General features: G+C 72.8%; 18 protein-coding genes and 1 pseudogene. 10 read left to right on the top strand and 9 right to left on the bottom strand.

Features of this window, described 5'->3' with window-relative positions; genetic code table 11:
* Window positions 1-44: 44 nt before the first annotated feature.
* Window positions 45-539 carry an FBP domain-containing protein gene (locus AB0A61_RS14525; RefSeq protein WP_361291422.1) on the bottom strand — a complete coding sequence of 165 codons (495 nt, stop codon included), beginning with the start codon at window positions 537-539 and terminating at the stop codon, window positions 45-47.
* Between the two features lie 285 nt (window positions 540-824).
* Between AB0A61_RS14525 and AB0A61_RS14520 the strand changes: the two genes are divergently transcribed.
* Together AB0A61_RS14520 and AB0A61_RS14515 are read left to right on the top strand one after the other, a co-directional pair.
* Window positions 825-2,111: an ROK family transcriptional regulator gene (locus AB0A61_RS14520; RefSeq protein WP_361291419.1), complete on the top strand. Its 1,287-nt coding sequence runs from the start codon at window positions 825-827 to the stop codon at window positions 2,109-2,111.
* Between the two features lie 117 nt (window positions 2,112-2,228).
* On the top strand, window positions 2,229-3,440 hold the full coding sequence (locus AB0A61_RS14515; protein WP_361291416.1) for a cysteine desulfurase-like protein: 1,212 nt from the start codon (window positions 2,229-2,231) through the stop codon (window positions 3,438-3,440).
* 94 nt (window positions 3,441-3,534) lie between these two features.
* Here the strand turns inward: AB0A61_RS14515 and AB0A61_RS14510 are convergent, their stop codons facing one another.
* The 3 genes from AB0A61_RS14510 to AB0A61_RS14500 all read right to left on the bottom strand — a co-directional run bounded on the left by AB0A61_RS14510 (window position 3,535) and on the right by AB0A61_RS14500 (window position 5,567).
* Window positions 3,535-4,347, bottom strand: coding sequence for an SAM-dependent methyltransferase (locus tag AB0A61_RS14510; protein ID WP_361291413.1), 813 nt, complete (start codon window positions 4,345-4,347; stop codon window positions 3,535-3,537).
* A 140-nt stretch (window positions 4,348-4,487) separates the two neighbouring features.
* Window positions 4,488-4,742: a DUF397 domain-containing protein gene (locus AB0A61_RS14505; protein ID WP_361291410.1), complete on the bottom strand. Its 255-nt coding sequence runs from the start codon at window positions 4,740-4,742 to the stop codon at window positions 4,488-4,490.
* A gap of 3 nt (window positions 4,743-4,745) precedes the next feature.
* Entirely contained in the window at window positions 4,746-5,567 is an 822-nt protein-coding gene (locus tag AB0A61_RS14500; RefSeq protein ID WP_361291407.1) for a helix-turn-helix transcriptional regulator, read from the bottom strand.
* 665 nt (window positions 5,568-6,232) lie between these two features.
* Here AB0A61_RS14500 and AB0A61_RS14495 point away from each other — a divergent pair.
* The 3 genes from AB0A61_RS14495 to AB0A61_RS14485 all read left to right on the top strand — a co-directional run bounded on the left by AB0A61_RS14495 (window position 6,233) and on the right by AB0A61_RS14485 (window position 8,037).
* On the top strand, window positions 6,233-6,760 hold the full coding sequence (locus tag AB0A61_RS14495; protein WP_361291404.1) for an ATP-binding protein: 528 nt from the start codon (window positions 6,233-6,235) through the stop codon (window positions 6,758-6,760).
* Between the two features lie 434 nt (window positions 6,761-7,194).
* Window positions 7,195-7,704, top strand: a complete 510-nt coding sequence (locus tag AB0A61_RS14490) for a DUF6624 domain-containing protein (protein WP_361291401.1) — start codon at window positions 7,195-7,197, stop codon at window positions 7,702-7,704.
* Between the two features lie 66 nt (window positions 7,705-7,770).
* The gene (locus tag AB0A61_RS14485) at window positions 7,771-8,037 is read left to right on the top strand and encodes a hypothetical protein (protein ID WP_361291398.1); all 267 of its coding nucleotides are present in this window, start codon (window positions 7,771-7,773) and stop codon (window positions 8,035-8,037) included.
* A 234-nt stretch (window positions 8,038-8,271) separates the two neighbouring features.
* On the opposite strand, the gene AB0A61_RS14480 is transcribed toward AB0A61_RS14485, so the two are convergent.
* Window positions 8,272-9,300: an SDR family oxidoreductase gene (locus AB0A61_RS14480; protein ID WP_361291395.1), complete on the bottom strand. Its 1,029-nt coding sequence runs from the start codon at window positions 9,298-9,300 to the stop codon at window positions 8,272-8,274.
* Between the two features lie 202 nt (window positions 9,301-9,502).
* Here AB0A61_RS14480 and AB0A61_RS14475 point away from each other — a divergent pair, with 202 nt between their 5' ends.
* Both AB0A61_RS14475 and AB0A61_RS14470 read left to right on the top strand, forming a co-directional pair.
* Window positions 9,503-10,336 (top strand): alpha/beta hydrolase, encoded by an 834-nt coding sequence (locus AB0A61_RS14475; RefSeq protein ID WP_361291392.1) that lies wholly within the window; start codon window positions 9,503-9,505, stop codon window positions 10,334-10,336.
* A gap of 43 nt (window positions 10,337-10,379) precedes the next feature.
* The gene (locus AB0A61_RS14470; protein ID WP_361291389.1) at window positions 10,380-11,042 is read left to right on the top strand and encodes a M15 family metallopeptidase; all 663 of its coding nucleotides are present in this window, start codon (window positions 10,380-10,382) and stop codon (window positions 11,040-11,042) included.
* A 242-nt stretch (window positions 11,043-11,284) separates the two neighbouring features.
* Here the strand turns inward: AB0A61_RS14470 and AB0A61_RS14465 are convergent, their stop codons facing one another.
* The 3 genes from AB0A61_RS14465 to AB0A61_RS14455 form a co-directional block, all read right to left on the bottom strand.
* Window positions 11,285-12,451, bottom strand: a complete 1,167-nt coding sequence (locus tag AB0A61_RS14465) for an aromatic acid exporter family protein (protein ID WP_361291386.1) — start codon at window positions 12,449-12,451, stop codon at window positions 11,285-11,287.
* Between the two features lie 140 nt (window positions 12,452-12,591).
* Entirely contained in the window at window positions 12,592-13,248 is a 657-nt protein-coding gene (locus AB0A61_RS14460; RefSeq protein ID WP_361291383.1) for an HAD family hydrolase, read from the bottom strand.
* Between the two features lie 43 nt (window positions 13,249-13,291).
* Entirely contained in the window at window positions 13,292-14,326 is a 1,035-nt protein-coding gene (locus AB0A61_RS14455) for a PHP domain-containing protein (RefSeq protein ID WP_361291558.1), read from the bottom strand.
* 207 nt (window positions 14,327-14,533) lie between these two features.
* Here AB0A61_RS14455 and AB0A61_RS14450 point away from each other — a divergent pair, with 207 nt between their 5' ends.
* From AB0A61_RS14450 to AB0A61_RS14440, 3 genes are all read left to right on the top strand, one after another.
* Window positions 14,534-15,343, top strand: a complete 810-nt coding sequence (locus AB0A61_RS14450; protein ID WP_361291380.1) for an SDR family oxidoreductase — start codon at window positions 14,534-14,536, stop codon at window positions 15,341-15,343.
* Window positions 15,344-15,844: 501 nt separating this feature from the next.
* On the top strand, window positions 15,845-16,006 hold the full coding sequence (locus AB0A61_RS14445) for a hypothetical protein (protein WP_361291377.1): 162 nt from the start codon (window positions 15,845-15,847) through the stop codon (window positions 16,004-16,006).
* Window positions 16,007-16,062: 56 nt separating this feature from the next.
* Window positions 16,063-16,299, top strand: coding sequence for a hypothetical protein (locus AB0A61_RS14440; protein ID WP_361291374.1), 237 nt, complete (start codon window positions 16,063-16,065; stop codon window positions 16,297-16,299).
* Between the two features lie 19 nt (window positions 16,300-16,318).
* On the opposite strand, the pseudogene AB0A61_RS14435 reads toward AB0A61_RS14440, so the two are convergent.
* Window positions 16,319-17,301 (bottom strand): annotated as a pseudogene (locus AB0A61_RS14435) (IS5 family transposase).
* Between the last annotated feature and the right edge of the window lie 166 nt (window positions 17,302-17,467).

Genomic DNA, 17,467 nt, shown 5'->3' with positions numbered 1-17,467 from the left:
GCCTCGAACGTCCTCGGGCCGGGGCCGGAACCGGGGCCTGCGCGTCAGGCGTCCAGCTTGTCGAGGAAGGCGGCCAGGTTGCCCGTGGTGCGGGCGATCTGCTCCTCCAGTGTGAGACTCTCCTCGAAGCGGACCCCGGAGTCGGGCACCTTCTTGCCGCGCACATACAGGGAACAGGCCAGGTCGGTGCACATGTACAGGCCCACCGAGTTGCCCTCGCGGCCGGCCACGCCCGCTTTGCGGGCCGTCATCAGGGACACGCCTCCTCCCCGATGGGTTGTCAGGCACAGCGAGCACATGCTGCGGTGCAGGAAGCCACGCTGCGACGAGGGGAAGCGCAACGCCACCCCGGCCAGCCGGCCTCCCCGCTCGGTGACGAGGTAGCTGCGGTCCGGGGCGCCGGGATCCCGCCAGCCGAGGAAGTCCAGGTCGTCCCAGGGGCGTTCGCCGAGATCGCGGGGGAGTGGCAGCCTCTTCGACTCTCCCTTCGAGCAGTTGACGAACGAGTTGCGGATGTCCTGCTCGGTGAGTGATCTCATGACAGCCTCCTGGGAGTCGCGTCAAGCGGGTGGTCGTGAACCTAGGGGTACTAGGTTCGTGGCTAGGGTAGGCAGGCCACTGGAGGTGGTCCAAATGGATTTCGACGGTGTACGTGCACGGCCGGCGCGGACCACGCTGATCCTGTCGTGGCGGTCTCCCCGGGTGGATCCACCCTGAAATCCTCATCACGTCTTAATTTATTACGTAGACTAAGCGTCCTGAGAAGTCGCGCCAGGTTGCCTGCGGGGGTATGTTGCAGGTCGGGCAGGGCCGAAGGGAGCCACATGGCGGGGCGGAACGGGCGCACGGTGCGCGATCTCAGGCGGGGCAACCGCACGGCCGTGCTGCAACGGCTGTACTTCGACGGTCCGCTCAGCCGCTTCGAACTCGGCCCGGCGACCGGCCTGAGCTCCGGCTCGGTCAGCAACGTCGTCGCCGACCTGGTCGCGGACGGGCTGGTGGAGGAGGCGGGCAGTGTCGACTCCGACGGCGGCCGGCCGCGCACGCTGCTGCGCGTCGCCCCGGGCAGTGGCCACATGATCGGCGTCGACGTCGGAGAGACCCGGGTGCGCGTCGAGCTGTTCGACCTCACCCTCACCGAACTGGCGCGCACCGAGCGGCCGCTGGAGGCGCAGCGCTACGACGTCGAGGTCATCACGGGGCACATCCGGGACGGGATCTCCGAGGTTCTGGCCGCGGCGGGGCCGGCGCCGCAGCGGCTCCTCGGCGTCGGCATCGGCGTCCCCGGCATCGTGGAGCACACACCGGACCGCGGCGCCGTCGTGCACGGCCAGACCATCGGCTGGGACGCGGTGCCGCTCGAGGCGCTGCTTCGCGCGGGCTCCCAACTGCCCGACTTCGTGCCGTACTTCATCGACAACGGGGCCAAGACGCTGGGCCAGGCCGAGATGTGGTTCGGCGCCGGACGCGGCGCCGGGAACGCCGTGGTCGTGCTCTTCGGCTCCGGCGTCGGCGCCTGCCTCGTCACGCCCGAGGTCGAGCACGGCCGGGCGGTGGAGTGGGGACACCTGACGGTACGGGTCCGGGGCCGCCGGTGCCGGTGCGGTGCGCTCGGCTGCCTGGAGGCGTACGCCGGGGCGGAGTCGCTGCTGGCCCGCTGGCGCGAGGAGGGCGGGCGGCCGCCGCGCGACACCGACGAGGAGACCGCGCTGACCGCCATGCTGGCCTCCGCCTATCCGCCCGAGGGCACCGCCGCAGACCCCGTGGCGCTCGCCGTGCTGGAGGAGACCGCCGAGTACCTGGGCGCCGGCCTGTCCGACCTGATCAACCTCTTCCAGCCCGAGCGGATCCTCATCGGCGGCTGGGCCGGCCTCCAGCTCGGTGCCCGCTTCCTGCCCGCCGTACGCCGGCACGCCACGGCGTACGCGCTGCGCCACCCGGCGCAGAAGGTGACCATCGACCTGGGCCGGCTCGGGCCGGACGCGGTCACCGTCGGCGCCGCGATCCTCCCGCTCGCCGACTTCTTCGCCCGCGGCGGCCGCCGTACGGATCCGGTTCCCGAGACCCACCTTCCGGCCTGGCAGACGGCGTTGGAGGAGCGGAGGTCCTAGTAGGGCGCCGCGGCTTCCCCGCTACGCGGGCATCGCCCCCCCGGGTCGCACCCCGGCGTGTCGTGGCGGGGATCATGGATGCGTCACCCCCTACCGGGCCGTTCGAAGGAGCCTTCCGTGAGCCACGACATCGCCGGCGTCCGCGCGCAGTTCCCCGCTCTGAAGGCCGGATGGGCGCTCTTCGACGGGCCCGGCGGCAGCCAGACGCCGCAGCCGGTGATCGACGCCATCGCCGAGGCGCTGGCCGCCCCGCTGGCCAACCGCGGCCGCGAGACCGCGGGCGAGCACAACGCCGAGGCCTGCGTCGTCGCCGCCCGGCAGGCCATGGCGGACCTGCTGGGCGCCGAACCGTCCGGCATCGTCTTCGGGCGCAGCGCCACCCAGCTGACGTACGACTTCTCCCGCACCCTGGCCAGGACCTGGGCGCCGGGCGACGAGGTCGTCGTGACGCGGCTGGACCACGACGCCAACATCCGGCCCTGGGTGCAGGCCGCGCAGGCCGTCGGAGCCGTCGTGCGGTGGGCCGACTTCGACCCGGCCACCGGTGAGCTGACCGTGGAGGACATCCGGGCCCAGCTGTCCGACCGCACCCGGCTGGTCGCGGTCACCGCCGCGTCCAACCTGATCGGCACGCGTCCCGACGTGCCCGCGATCGCCGACCTCGCCCACAGCAGGGGTGCGCTGCTCTACGTCGACGGTGTGCACCACACCGCGCACGGCCCGGTCGACCTCGCACGCCTGGGCGCGGACTTCTTCGTGTGCTCCCCGTACAAGTTCCTCGGCCCGCACCTCGGCGTCGTGGCGAGCCGCCCCGGTCTCCTGGACACCCTGCACCCCGACAAGCTGCTGCCGTCGACGGACGCCGTGCCCGAGCGTTTCGAACTGGGCACGCTGCCCTACGAACTGCTGGCCGGCACCCGCGCCGCCGTGGACTTCCTCGCCCGGCTCGACCCGGACGCGCGCGGCACCCGGCGGGAACGGCTGCTCGTCTCCCTGGCCTCGCTGGAACGCCATGAGGACGGCCTGCGCCGCCGCATCGAGGCGGGGCTGGCCGCCTTCCCGGAGATCACCGTGCACTCGCGGGCGGCCCGGCGCACCCCCACCCTGCTGCTGACCATCGACGGCCGCAGCACCGCCGACGCCTATCACCACCTGGCCGAACGCGCCATCGCCGCACCGGCGGGCTCCTTCTACGCCGTGGAGGCCTCCCGTCACCTCGGGCTGGGCGACACCGGAGGGCTGCGCGTGGGCCTGGCTCCCTACAGCTGTGAGGAGGACGTCGAACGGCTGCTGGAGGGCCTGGCGGACTTCCTGCGGGCGCCGCGGTAGAGCGGCCGCCGCGGTGCGGAGCCTGCCCCGCGGGCGGTGGGCCCGGCGGGCGGTGGGCCCCGCGGGCGTCGGCTGCCGGCCCGCCGCCGCGGCGTCAGGGCTTGCGGGCCACGCCGCCGTAGATGTCCGTGGGGTCGGGCTCGACGCCCGGCTCCGGACGCCACAGCGGGCAGGACACGATGCCCGGCTCCAGCAGTTCCAGGCCCCCGTAGTAGGCGGCCAGTTGCTCCGGGCTGCGCAGTACGTAGGGGACCGCGCCGGTGTCGTCGTAGCCCTGCTGGGCCTGCTTGAGGGCCTGGTCGGTATCGGTACTGTCGTAGTGCACGAAGTAGCTGCCGGAGGGCAGGGCGGCCTGGAGGCGGCGGACGATCGACTTGGCCTCCTCGTAGTCCTGGACGTGACCGAGGATGCCCATCAGCATCAGGGCGACCGGCCGGCCGAAGTCCAGGATCCCGGACGCCCGCTCGATGATCTTCTCGGGCTCGTGCAGGTCCGCGTCGATGTACTCGGTGATCCCCTCGCGGGTGCTCGTGAGGAGCGCCTGGGCGTGGCGGAGCACCAGCGGGTCGTTGTCGACGTAGACGATGCGCGCCTCGGGGGCGATGCGCTGGGCGACCTGGTGGGTGTTGTCGTAGGTCGGCAGCCCGGTGCCGATGTCGAGGAACTGGCGGATGCCGAGTTCGCCGGCCACCAGGGTCACGGCACGGATCAGGTACTGCCGCGAGGCGCGGGCCATCGTCTCGATGTTCGGCGCGACCTCGCGGTAGGCGTCGCCCGCGATCCGGTCGACCTCGTAGTTGTCCCTGCCGCCCATCCAGTAGTTCCAGATGCGGGCCGAGTGCGGCACCCTGGTGTCGATCTTGGACAGCGCGTCCTGGTCGGGGGCGCTGGACTGGCCGTCTGCCATGGGGTGTCTCCTGCCGTGCGTCACGCGGTCTGGGTCAAACCTATCGCCAACGTCCTTCTGCCAGGCCCGAGTTCGGTATGTCCGCGGGATGCGGAGGGAGCCGGCCCACCATGCGGCGGCCGGCCTCCTCCCTGCCCGGCTCAGGCGATCAGGAAGTCCGCCAGTCCGGCCTTGGCGCCCTCCAGGAACGAGATCATCTCGGCCCGGGTGTAGACCAGTGCGGGCCCTTCGGGGTCCGTGGACTGGCGGAAGGCGACGCTGCCGTCGGGCAGGCGCTTGGCCTCGACGCAGGAGCCGCCGTTGGTGCCGCTCCAGGGCTTGTGCCAGCCCTCGGTGCCGAGTTCGGCGGCGGGCATGCCGTTGTGGACGGTGTGGTTCGATGCCTTGGATCCCATGGGTCACAACTCCTTACGCAGTTCAGCCAGGATGTCCCCGGTTCGTGCGACCGGTTCCGCCTGGACGGACATCCGGTCCAGTACTTCGAGATAGGTGACGACGTCCTCCGGGCGGTCGTAGTAGACCGACCCGGCGAGGTTCTCGGTGTAGACGACGTCGGGCAGTTCGGAGAACCCGAAGCGGAAGTGGTGGAAGGGGCCGTAGGCGCCCGGGTGGGCGCCCACGGAGTAGCGCATGACCTGGATGCGGACCTTCGGAAGTTCCAGGACCTCGAGGAGCCGGTCCATCTGGGCCCGCATCACCTCGACGCCGCCGACGGGGCGGCGCAGCACCGTCTCGTCCAGGATGGCCCAGACGACCGGGGCGTCCGGCTTGGCGATCAGGTCCTGACGCTTGAGGCGCAGGGCCACCCGGCGGGCCGTCTCCTCCGTCGACTCGTTGGGAAAGCCGATCCGCATGAGCGCGGTGGCGTACTCGGACGTCTGCAACAGGCCGGGGACGTAGTGGGGTTCGTACAGACGGATGACGCTGGCTTCGCTCTCCAGGCTCACGTAGGCGCGGAACCAGTCGGGCAGCACGTCGCGGAACTTGTACCACCACCCGGGCCGGTTGGCCTCCCTGGCCAGGGTGACGAAGTCGTCGATCTCCGCCTGCGGGACCCCGTAGGCGCGCAGCAACTCCTTGACGTACGGGATGCGCAGGCCGACCTCGGCCTTCTCGATCCGGCGGACCGTCAAGGGGGTGACCTCGATGGCCCGGGCGGCTTCCTCGAAGGAGACTCCGGCCCGTTCCCGCAGCTGTCGCAGGCGCTTGCCGAGAACCATTCGCAGGACGGTGGGTGCACTGCCGCCAGAGCGGTTCTCACTCACGTCCTGCCTCCCGGAGTGGCCGTCACAGCGTGCAGTGTGCCACGGCGTCGACGACACAGACAGGGTGGTGCGGCTCCTTCTGAAATTATCAGGACGCAGGTTGCGAGGTGAGTGTGCCGGAGACCATAGTGATCCGGGGAGCTGCCGTACCGCCGCCGCGTCGGCGGTCAACTGGGCACGGTGGCAACGGAACTGATGTTCCGACAGGTGCGGCCCGTCCGCACCGGACCGCGAGGCGAGACCGGGATGGCCACCGTGACCGACGGACAGTCGAGGAGCCCGAGAAAGGGCCCAGCCGTGGGCGAAAGCGACTTAGCGGCTGCGGGCGAGAGGGCCTTGGCGGTTGCGCTCGCCCGGCCGGTCCCAACGGAGTCGGCCCCCTTCCGGGGCGGAGCAATGGATCACTCGGATCCGGCTCTCGTCCGGGGCGGAGCCACCCATCGCCCGGAGCCTGCGCCGGTCGCTCGTCGTCGCCGAAGCGTTTCGCCGGTGCCGCATGCCCCCGCCGTGCCCGCATCCGGACACTCCCGACATCCCTTGGTGCGGTGCCGCGCGGGACGATCGGCCGCCGGAGCCGCCGGCCGCGCGTCCACCACCGTGCCGCACACGAAGGAGGACCGATGACGGCATCCAGGGCCCAGCGCCGCGGGCCGTCGCGCTCACTCGCGGACAGCGGGGACGGGCGGGAGGGCCATGGGGCGAGCCTTCGTGCCGGACCCGAGGAGGTGCCGGTGGGCGAACCCCTGCGCCTGTGCTCCACCGTGCCCGCGCATCCCTCCTGGGGGTCCGCCGTGCGCCTGCTGCTCACCCGGCACCTTGCCGGAACGCGGCTGCCGGCCGGCCAACTGGACGACGCCGTCCTGGCGGTGGGAGAGCTGTTCGCCAACGCGGTCAAGCACGCGAGTACCGACCCCCGGGACACGGTCACCGTCACCCTGGAGTCGAGCGCCCGCACCCTGCGCGTGACAGTCGCCGACCACTCGCCCGCACTGCCGCAGCCGTGCGCGGTGGACGAGGTGGCCGAGTCGGGACGCGGGCCGGCCATCGTGGCCGCGCCGGCCGACGACTGGGGCATCGCACCGCCCGAGCCCGGCAGCCCGGGCAAGAGAGTGTGGTTCGTCCTGCACCGGCGAGGGGCGGCGCCATGAGGGACACCACGAGGCGCCCGGACCGGAACCCGGAGGGTTCCGCGTCGGAGGAGGACGTGTTCCCCGCGACGGGTTCCGTCTCCGGGGGCCGGGGGCCCGCGGCGAGGGGGGCTGTGTCCGCTGCTCGTGGGTCCGGCGCGCGGGGTTCCGTGTCTGCGGTCCGTGGGTCGGGGGCGGGTGGCGGTTCCGTGTCTGCGGTCCGTGGGTCGGGGGCGGGTGGCGGTTCCGTGTCTGCGGTCCGTGGGTCCGGGGCGAGCGGCGATTGCGTGTCCGCGTCCCACGAGTACGGGGCGACCGGTTCCGTCTCCCCGGTCGGTGCGTCACGAGAGACGGAGGCTCCGCCCGCGGTCGGCGTGTCCCCCGTCGTGGATCGTGCGTCTGCGTCTGCATCCGGCGGGTCCGGGGCCGACGCGGCGGCGGCCGGCTCCGGGGAGGTGCCGCTGTCGCCCGCGCTCGCCTCCGCCGTGGCGGCCGAATTGGTACGGAGGGCCGAGGCGGACCGGGAGCTGACGCGGCAGGCCGCGGCCGGTCCCACGCCGCAGCGTCGGCGCCGTGTCGTCGAGTGCCGTCGGGACAACGCCGAGGCGCTCGCGGCAATCGTCCGCCGGCACGGGTGGCCGAGCGCCGATGTGGTGGGCGCGGCCGCGTCGACGGCGGCGTTGATGATCCTGCTGCACGCTCCCGACCTCGACTTCCGGCTGCGCTGCCGGGACCTGATCGCCCAGGCCACGGCCGACGGCCACTGCCCCGCGGTCCACCTGGCGTACATCGCCGACCACTGCGCCGTGGAACTGGGCGAACCGCAGTTCTACGGGACGCGGGTCAACCCCGTGACGCTGCGCCCGTACCCGGTGCGGCGGCCGCAGAGCGTGGACGAGCGCCGCCGGGACGTAGGACTCGGTCCCCTGGAGGAGCAGATGCGGGCGCTGCGGCTCCATGGCTGAGGCGGGTTTCGCCGGTCAGCGTGGAGGTACTCGCGCGTCGCTCCGACGACCGGAAGGGAGTACGCCGTGGTCGACCATCGCGACGAGGCGCCCGGCGAGAATGGCGCGCCCGTGCCCCGGGACATGCCGGATCAGCAGTCCGGCGCCGGTGAGGACCCCTGGGAGGTGACACCCGAAGGCGAAGGGGCCGAGGCCGAGGAGGAGGATCACGGGAGCGCCGGACCCGCGGACGACGTCCCCGACACCGATGTGGCGGGCACGGGCCGGAAGGGTGCCGCGCACTCGGGCGCCGTGCACCCGGAACACCCCGTGCCGGACGAACCGTCCGACTGACCCCGCCCCAGGCCCCTGCCCCTGGACCCCACACCCCGACCCCTGCCCCGTCGCCTGGTCCCTCCCGCGTCAGGTGGCGGGGCGTGGGGACGCTCGCGGCGCCGTGACCATCCCGGCGCCGCGAGCGCCGTGACACCCTTTTCCCGCTTTCCCGCTTTCCCGCTTTCCCGCTTTCCCGCTTTCCCGCACCGCTCCCCAGCGGCCGTCGGTTCCGCCGTGTACGTACGGGGCGGGTCAGCCGACCTTGCGGCCCCGCATCGGTTCCGTGGCCGCCCCGTCGCCCTGTTGCAGGCCCTGCAGGAACTCCTGCAGCACCTCGGTCGCCGTCCGCTCGGGTCGCCATCCCAGTTCGGTGTGGGCGCGGGTGCAGTCCATCAGGGGGAGGCGGAGCACGGCGTCGAAGAGGTGCGGAGAGGCGGGGAGCAGATGCAGGCCCCAGGCGGCGGCGATCGCCGAGCGGGCCGCGGTGCGCGGCAGGCGCACGGGGCGGGCGCCGAGCAGTTCGCCCAGCATCTGCGCGTCGATCGGCGGCTCGGCGGCCAGGTTGAAGGCGCCCCGGACCCGGTGCCGCAGGGCCAGCTGGTAGGCCCGGGCGGCGTCGTCCGTGTGCAGGGCCTGCACCCGCAGCCCGGGAATGTCCGGCAGGAACGGCAGCAGCTCGGGCCGGGCCAGTGGACCCGGAAGGAAGCGGCCGGCGAAGATCCGGCGCTGCTCGCCCGCCGACTCCCGCTTGAACAGGAAGGCCGGACGCATACGGACCACCCTGGTACTCGGGTGATCACGTTCGAAGGTGTCCAGAGCGCGCTCCAGATAGGCCTTCTCCCGGCAGTACGCGGCGTCGGGCCACCCGTGGGTCGGCCACGACTCGTCCACCGCGCGGTCCTTCGGCCCCGGAGAGTAGGCACCGACCGACGACGCGTGCACGAGCAGCGGGACCCGGGCGGCGGCCACCGCCTCGAAGACCCGGATGCCGCCCAGTACGTTGGTGCGCCAGGTCGTCGCCGGGTCGTGTGTCGGCTGGAACGCCCACGCCAGATGGATCACGGCGTCGGCGCCCGCGAACTCCCCGGCCAGACCGGCCTGTTCGGACGCGACGTCGACCGCCGACCACTCCGTCTTCGGCGGCGACCACTGGGGGATCCGGCGGGCCAGACCCCGTACCGACCCGACCTCCGGGTCCTCGGCGAGAAGTCGCACCACGCTCGTGCCGACATTGCCGGTGGCGCCCGTGACGACGATCCTGCTGCCCGACGCGTTGCTCACCCTCGGCTCCTCTCGGCGACGGCGGACACTGCCGCCCTCGAGTACCCGATCCCCGGCGATGCACGCGACGGCCGCCCGGCAGGCCTGACGTGCGGGTGGGCGGCGCATGACCTCGGAGGTAATCGACCCGTCCGGCTCCGCCCGGAACCATTCGAGGCGTACCCGGGAAGCCCGCCACCACCGGAATCCGAAAGGACCCGCCATGCCGTACTTCACCAGCCCCGCCGACGGCACCCGCCTGCACTACGTCGACTACGGGCCGTCCGAGGGACCCGTGGTGGTCTTCGTGAACAGTGCCTATCTCGGCACCGAGATGTGGGAGTTCCAGATGCTGCCGCTGGCCGAGGAGGGCTACCGCTGCGTCGGGCTGGACCGGCGGGGGCACGGGCGGTCCGAGGACGTCTGGCACGGATACGACCTCGACACCCTCGCCGACGACCTGCACGGGCTGCTGGACCACCTGGACCTGCACTCGGTGAGCCTCGTGGGCCACTCGATGGGCAGCGTCGAGATCGTGCGCTGCCTGACCAGGCACGGTGCCGCCCGCGTCGCCCGGATCGCCCTCGTCGCCGGTATCGCGCCGAGTGTGGTCCGCTCGCCCGACAACCCGGGCGGCGCGGACCCTGCCGTCGTACGGGCCGGCAACGAGGCCTCCCGCCGTGACCGGGCGGCCTTCTTCGAGCGCGGGGTCGACGCCTTTTTCGCCCTCGACCGGCCCGGCAACGACGTCTCCCCGGCCTATGTGCGCTACCTCGTCGGCCGGTGCCTGGGCGCCACCGCTCGCGCCACCGCGGCCGTCCAGGAGCTGGTCGCGGCCGTGGATGTCGCCCCTGAGCTGCCCAAGCTCGACCTGCCGGTCCTCGTCCTGCACGGCACGCACGACACCTCGGCCCCCCTGGACGTCACGGGCCGCCGCGCCGCCCGGCTGTTGCCCGACGCCGACCTGAAGATCTACGACAACGCGGGCCACGGCCTGTTCATCACCCACGCCGAACAACTCAATGCGGACCTCCGCGAGTTCATGACAGCGCGCTGACACCCTGGCCACGGCCCCCGCTTCCAGGGAATGATCAGCAACCATGAGCGAGATCATCCTCATGTCCGACGCCCGGGTCGCCGCCGTTCCGGTGGAAGAGTGCGGTGAACCACTCGTCGACGTGCGCGGCGCACTGCGGGTCGACGACCGCAAGCACAAGGACTCCCATGGCGCCGAGGTCCTGCTGCGCCAGGGAGTCCTGGACCGCCTCCTCGCCGCGCAGGCCCTGCTCCCCGAAGGCCTGCACCTGCTGTTCGTGGAGGGCTACCGGCCACCGCCCCTGCAACGGTTCTACTTCGAGCGGTACGCGGACGAACTGCGCGCCCGGAATCCGCGGTGGCCCTCCGACCGGGTGCGGGCGGCCGCCAGCCGGTATGTGTCGCCGCCCGAGATCGCCCCGCACTCCGCCGGGGCGGCAGTCGACCTCACCCTCACCGGCCCCGACGGCCGCGAACTCGACCTGGGCACCGCGATGAACGCGAGTCCCGAGCAGAGCGACGGGGCCTGCTACACCGGCGCCCGGAACATCTCCGACGAGGCCCGGGCCAACCGCGAGGCGCTGGGCGCGGCACTGACCGCGGCCGGCCTGGTCAACTACCCCACCGAGTGGTGGCACTGGTCGTACGGAGACCGCTACTGGGCCCTGGCCGCGGGCGCGCCCGCGGCCCTCTACGGCCCCAAGCAGCTCGACACCCCCCAGCCCTAGGCGCGCCCGCGAGCGCCCTCGAAGTCGGCCCGGGCCAGGCCGGACATGAGAAAGCCCCGACCGGACGGGGGAATCTCGGTCGGGGCCGTCGGGGCCGTCGGGGCCGTCGGGGCCGTCGGGGCCGTCGGGGCCGTCGGGGCGGTCGGCGTGGGCGCGTATGGCGGTCGCCTCTCGGCGAGACGCTCCACAGGGCTTAAGCCGAACGGTGTTCCGGTGTCTGCCACGTTTTGTGGTGATCCGTGTCACTCTCGCGCGATGCCCGGTACGGCCTCCGCCCAGAGGTTCTCGGCCTGGAGCAGCATCGAGCCGAGCACCGCGGTGCGTGCCGCCTCCCGCCCCGCGTGCTCCCGCAGCCGGGCCTGGAGCTGCGCGTGCAGGTCCCGCCTCGTCTCCTCGGCTTCGTCGTCGGCCGGGCGCCGGGCCCTCCGACCGTCGAGCAGGCGCCCGGCCTCCGCATGGCAGGCCTCGGCGATCAACGACAGCAGACGCGCGTACGGGCGCAGTACCGCCGGGTCCGGCGGGGCGGGCGCGCGGCGGTCGTCGGCCGCGACCGCGAGTGTCCGGGTGAGGGTCCGGACATGGCCGGTGATCCGGCTCCAGCGTTCGTCCTCCTCCTCGGACGGCACGTCCGAGGGGACCCGGCGCAGGGCACGCAGGGGGCGATCCGTCAGGCGCAGACTCTCCCGGCTCCAGGCCCGGGCGGCCCGCAGGGTTTCCAGGCGGTGCTCCAGCCGGTCGGCGCCGTGCGACCAGTCGGCCGGCGCCTCCCGGTCCCCGTCCTCCCGGCCCAGACCGGCCGCGATGGCGTCCAGCACCTCACCCGCCTCCCGGGCGAGCGCCGCGAGGTTGTGCCGGACGTCGCGCAGATGGACCGGCGGCAGGACGAAGGCGTTGACGGCGACACCGATCACCGCGCCGAGCGCCGCCTGGCCCAGCCGGTGCCCCACCGCCGAGGCCGAGACACTGCCCGAAGCCAGTACGAACACCGCCGTGGTCGCTCCGTAGACCCCCTGGTCGCCGAAGCGGGGCCAGTTCGCCAGCAGCATCAGAACCGGAACGCACAGGGCGAGCGCCCCCGTGGTGTCACCGGTGACCGCCTGTGCCGCCGAGCCGAACAACGCCCCGGCGCAGATGGCGGTGAACTGCTGCGCCGCCTGCATCAGTGAGCTGTACACCGTCGCCTGGACCAGGACCAGCGCCACCCAGGGCGCCATCAGGGCCATCGGGTCGTCCAGCCAGACTCTCGCCACACACCAGGCCAGCAGTGCGGCGGCCGCGGCCTTGAGCGACTGCACGACCATGTCCCGCTCCCGGCCCGGGCCACGCCAGGCCTTCCGGGCCGCCCGGGCGACCGCGCGTGCCTCCGCGCACACCAGCCCGACCGGCCGGGCGCCGGCCGAGCGGCCCATGGCTGCCACGTCCTTTCGCAGAGCCTCCGTCCCTCGTGTCATGCCGTGCGGGTATCCCCAGGCCGGCCGGTCCTAAGCGGCGGGTGACCGAAGGCACGGGCCGGCGGCGTGCGAATCGTCCCGGTCGGCAGGTGACGCCGTCAGCCCAGCGGGCCGTCCGCCAGGGACGCCAGCAGCTGCGCGGGATCGTCGTAGATCACCTGTGCGCCGGCCTGCTCGAGGTCGGCGCGGGGGATCCCGCCGCACAGGAGGCCCACGCAGGTCACCCCGGCCCGGCTGCCGGCCCGCATGTCCCAGACCGTGTCGCCCACGAACACCGCACGCCCCGAAGGCACCCCGGCCAGCTCCAGCGCGTGCTCGACGGGCTCCGGCGACGGCTTTCCCGACTCCACGTCGTCGGCGCTCGCCGTCGCGGTGATGGCGTCGTCCGCGTCGATCGCGCGGCGCAGCGCGCTCAGCTCCGGGCCGCTCGCCGAGGTGGCGAGCACCACCTTCCAGCCGTCGCGGTGCAGGCGCCGCAGCAGCCGGCCGGCGTCCTGCAGGGCGGGCAGATGATCGAAGTACTGGGCGTACAGCACCTTGTGGGCGGTGCTGAGAGCGGCGTCCTGCTCCTCGTCGCGGTCCTCGCCGAGCAGGTGCGCGATCAGATCGGTCGAGCGGAGCCCCACGGAGCGGTGGATGGCGTGCATGGGCACCCGGTGACCGGCCTGGCGGAAGGCCTCCCACCAGGTGGTGACGTGGAGGTGATTGGTGTCCACGAGCGTTCCGTCGACGTCGAACAGCGCGGCACGGTCCATCCGTAGGTCCTTTCTCTCGTCTCGCACGGGTACCACGCCGGGCTCACGCCACCCGTGACGGCGTGCGGCGCTCCCGGGTCCAGGCCAGCAGCTCCGCCCGGGACCAGGTGGTCACCACGCGCTCGGGCGGCACCCCGCACTCCTCGGCCCGCGCGCAGCCGAGGATCTGCCAGTCCAGCTGGCCGGGGGCATGCGCGTCGGTGTCGACGGAGAACAGCACGCCGGCCTCGACGGCCCGGCGCAGCAGCCGACGCGGCGGATCCAGCCGCTCCGGGCGGCTGTTGATCTCCAGTGCCGTACCGGTCTCGGCGCAGGCGGCGAACACCTCGTCCGCGTCGAACTCCGACTCCGGCCGCCCCCGCCCGGTCACCAGCCGTCCGGTGCAGTGCCCGAGGACGTCGGAGTGCGGATCGCGTACGGCGGCCACCATGCGGCGGGTCATCGAGCGGGCGTCCATCCGCAGCTTGGAGTGCACCGACACGACCACGACGTCGAGTTGCTCCAGCAGGTCCGGCTCCTGGTCCAGGGAGCCGTCGTCGAGGATGTCGCACTCGATGCCGGTGAGCAGCCGGAACGGGGACCAGATCGCGTTGAGCTCCGCCACCACCCGCACCTGCTCGCGCAGCCGCTCGGCGGACAGCCCGCGGGCCACCGTCAGCCGCGGCGAGTGGTCCGTCAGCGCGGCCCACTCGTGCCCGAGGCGCGCGGCGGTCCGGCCCATCTCCTCGATGGGGCTGCCTCCGTCGGACCAGTCGGAGTGCAGGTGGCAGTCCCCGCGCAGCAGCGACCGCAGCCGCCCGCCGGCCTGTGCCGGCCGTTCCCGCTCCGCCTCCGCCTGCAGTTTCCGCAGATAGCCGGGCACCTGCCCGGCCAGCGCCTCGCGGACCACCTGCGCGGTCTTCGGGCCGACGCCCTTGAGCGTCTCGAGCGTTCCGTCGGACGCCCGCTCGGCCACCTCCGACGCGGGCAGCCGGGACAGCACCCCGGCGGCCGTACGGAAGGCGCGCACACGGTAGGTCGGTGCCAGGGACCGCTCCAGCAGGAAGGCGATCCGGTCCAGTGCCTCGACGGGGTCCATCGCCACCTCCACCACTCCGAGTTCCCCCGCACTTCCGGACCGCACCAGGGCGGTCCTGGCCGACCGGGACGGCGGACCCACCGGTTTGCCGTTCCCGCCCCCGGGTACTGCGATGCCTCGTCCGCGAGGGTCCCGCGATGATTCCGCGAGGAGTCCCCGAGGAGTCCCCGAGGATTACGTGAGGAACCGCCCAGCAGGAGGCCTGCGATGTCCGCCCCCACGCCGTTCGCACCCGAGGTGGCCCTGATCACCGGCGCCGACTCCGGCATCGGCCGCGCCACCGCCGTCCGCCTGGCCGAAGCGGGGATGGACATCGGCATCACCTGGCACAGCGACGAGAAGGGCGCCGAGGAGACCGCCGAGGAGGTTCGCGGCCAGGGCCGCCGGGCCGCGGTCGCGCAGATGGACCTCACCGTGCTGCCCGCGGCCGCCGACGCGGTCGACGAGCTGTGCCGGGAGCTCGGCCGCATCGACGTCCTGGTCAACAACGCGGGTACGGGCACCATGACGCCCTTCCTCGACCTCGGCCTCGACGACGTGCGCCAGGTCCTCGACGTCGACCTGGTCGGCCCCTTCCTGTGCGGGCAGAAGGCCGCCCGGCAGATGATCCGGCAGGGCCACGGCGGCCGGATCGTCAACGTGACCTCCGTGCACGAGCACCAGCCGCGGGTGGGCGCGGCCCCGTACTGCGCGGCCAAGGGCGGTCTGGGCCTGCTCACCCAGGTCATGGCCCTGGAGCTGGCCGAGCACGGCATCACCGTCAACGCGGTGGCACCCGGCGAGATCGCCACCCCGATGACCGGCCAGGAGGACACGGACGTGCACACCGAGCAGCGCCACGGCGTCCCGCTGGGCCGCCCGGGTGACGCCCGGGAGGTCGCCGCCGTGATCGCCTTCCTCGCCGGTCCCGAGGCCTCCTACGTCACCGGGGCGTCCTGGGTCGTGGACGGCGGCATGCTCCGGATGGGCCCGCAGGCCGGGTCGCACCTGACCAGCGACGACTGGCGGCGTCCCTGAGCGAGCCGTGGTGAGACTGCGTACCAGTTCCTGCGACCGGCCCGGCTTCACCCCGGTCCGCCGCGGCCGGGGCTCCTGCTACGAGGACATCGACGGCGAGCCGCTCACCGGCCCCACACCGCCCGCATCCGTGCCCCGACCGAGCAGGCCAAGCACGAGCACGTGCGCCAGGTGGCCCGCGCCCTGCCCGAGCCGCGCGCCCGGGTCGCCCTCGAACTGACCGGCCGGGGCCTGAGCCGGGCCCGGGTCACCGCCTGCGCGGTGCGTCTGCTGGACCTGGGCTTCTTCCGCATCGGCGCGCCGACCTCAACGAGGCACCGCGGCGGCTGTCCGGCACCGACATCACCGCCAAGGACTTCCGCACCTGGCACGCCACGGTCCTCGCCGTCGTGGGGGTCGCCGTCCCCACCAGGCAGGCCTAGGCGACGGCCGCGGCACGGCGTCGGCAGGTGGCCCGGGCGGTCCGCGAGGTCAGTCACCACCTGGGGCAGCACGCCGGCGGTGTGCCGGTCCTTCTGCATCGACCCGAAGGTCTTCGAACTGTTCGAGGCTGGGCAGACGATCGCCCCCGCGCTCACCCGGCTGGGTGAACACGGGGATTTCGGCCGTCCGGCCACGCAGGGGGCCGTGGAGGCGGCGGTGCTCGAACTGCTGGACGGATGACGTGCAGGGCGTCGCGGGGGATTCGCCGACACGCGTGGCGATTTACCCTTTATGACATGACCGAAGTCGCGAGTCCCCGCATCTCCCAGCCGCGGATCCTGGTGCACGGAGTGCAGCCGGGCCGGCCACCCTTCCGTGTCGTGGAGATCGACGGTCAGGTGGTCGGGGAGGCGAAGACTGTCACGGACGTCCTGCTGGCAGCGGCAGCGTTCGGCATCGTGGTCCACGACCTGGACGACCCGGACGTGGTCCGCTGGGTCGGCGGCGACAAGTTCACCTGGACGCTGCACTAGGGACTGTCTGCGGTTGTGATCAGTGGGCTTTCAGGAGGCTGCGGATCCAAATGGTCGCTGCGCGGAGATGGAGTCCGGCGAGGTAGCTCTCGGGCGACTTGTCGTGGCGGGTGGCGATGCCTCGCCAGTCCTTCATCTTGTTGATGGCCCGCTCGACCGTGTTGCGGTCGCGGTAGAGGCCCGGGGCATGGGTGACGGGCCTGCCGCCCCGGCTGCCCTTCTTCCTGCGGTTGGCGGCCTGGTCCTTCTTCTCCGGGATGACCGCCTTGATGCGGCGTTTGCGCAGGTGAGCGCGGTTTGCGCGGGAGGAGTAGGCCTTGTCGCCGGCCACTGCTGCGGGCCGGGTGCGGGGACGGCCGACCGGCAGGCGAACCCGCACCTTGTTCAGCACCGGAATGAACTGAGGGCTGTCGGCGGCCTGTCCGGCGGTCAGAAGGATCGCCATCGGCCGACAGCGCCGGTCGGCGGCCAGGTGAATCTTGCTCGTCAGCCCGCCGCGGGAACGGCCGAGCAGGGCGGCCTTCAGCCTAGCCTGCCGCCTGCGGCGGATGCCCCGTCGCTCGGCTTGAAGAGGGCCGTTTCCACCGTCCCGTCCGCCTTGTTCCTCGCGCGTTCCCCCTTTGAGGAGGCCGCTTCCCCGAGTGCGGCCAGGGTGTCCTCGCTGACCCGCATGCCGGCTGCGTCGTGATGAGCCCGGGCCGTGGTGGAGTCCACGCTGACCAGGGACATGTCGATCTCGTCCCTGCGGGCGGCCTCGGCGATCGCCTCTTCCAGCAGGGCCTGGAACACGCCCGCATCCCGCCATCGCATGAAGCGGTTGTAGACCGTCTGCCAGGCGCCGAACCGCTCGGGCATCTCCCGCCACTGACTGCCGGTGCGGAACCCCCAGATCACCCCCTCGAACTGCTCACGCAGCCGCTCGGGGTACGGTCCGAACCTGCCGACCGGCAGGAACGGTCCGATGAACTCCCACTCCTCGTCCGTGAGTTGCGCACGTGTCACACCGAAGTCCTACCGCACCGGCACCCCAGCCAGGACCCAAAGCCCAGTTTTGATCACAACCGCAGACAGTCCCTAGTGCCCCAACAGGCAATGTTCGCCCCGTCGCGACGCCGCCCTTTCACGGGTAAACATGCCTGCCGGGGCACTGGGCTCGCGCCCCGCCCGT

It is taken from the genome of Streptomyces sp. NPDC046197, from assembly GCF_040646295.1.
Taxonomy (GTDB): Bacteria; Actinomycetota; Actinomycetes; order Streptomycetales; family Streptomycetaceae; genus Streptomyces.
Note: the sequence above shows the minus strand (reverse complement) of the source record. Positions and strands in the feature narration are given on the sequence as shown.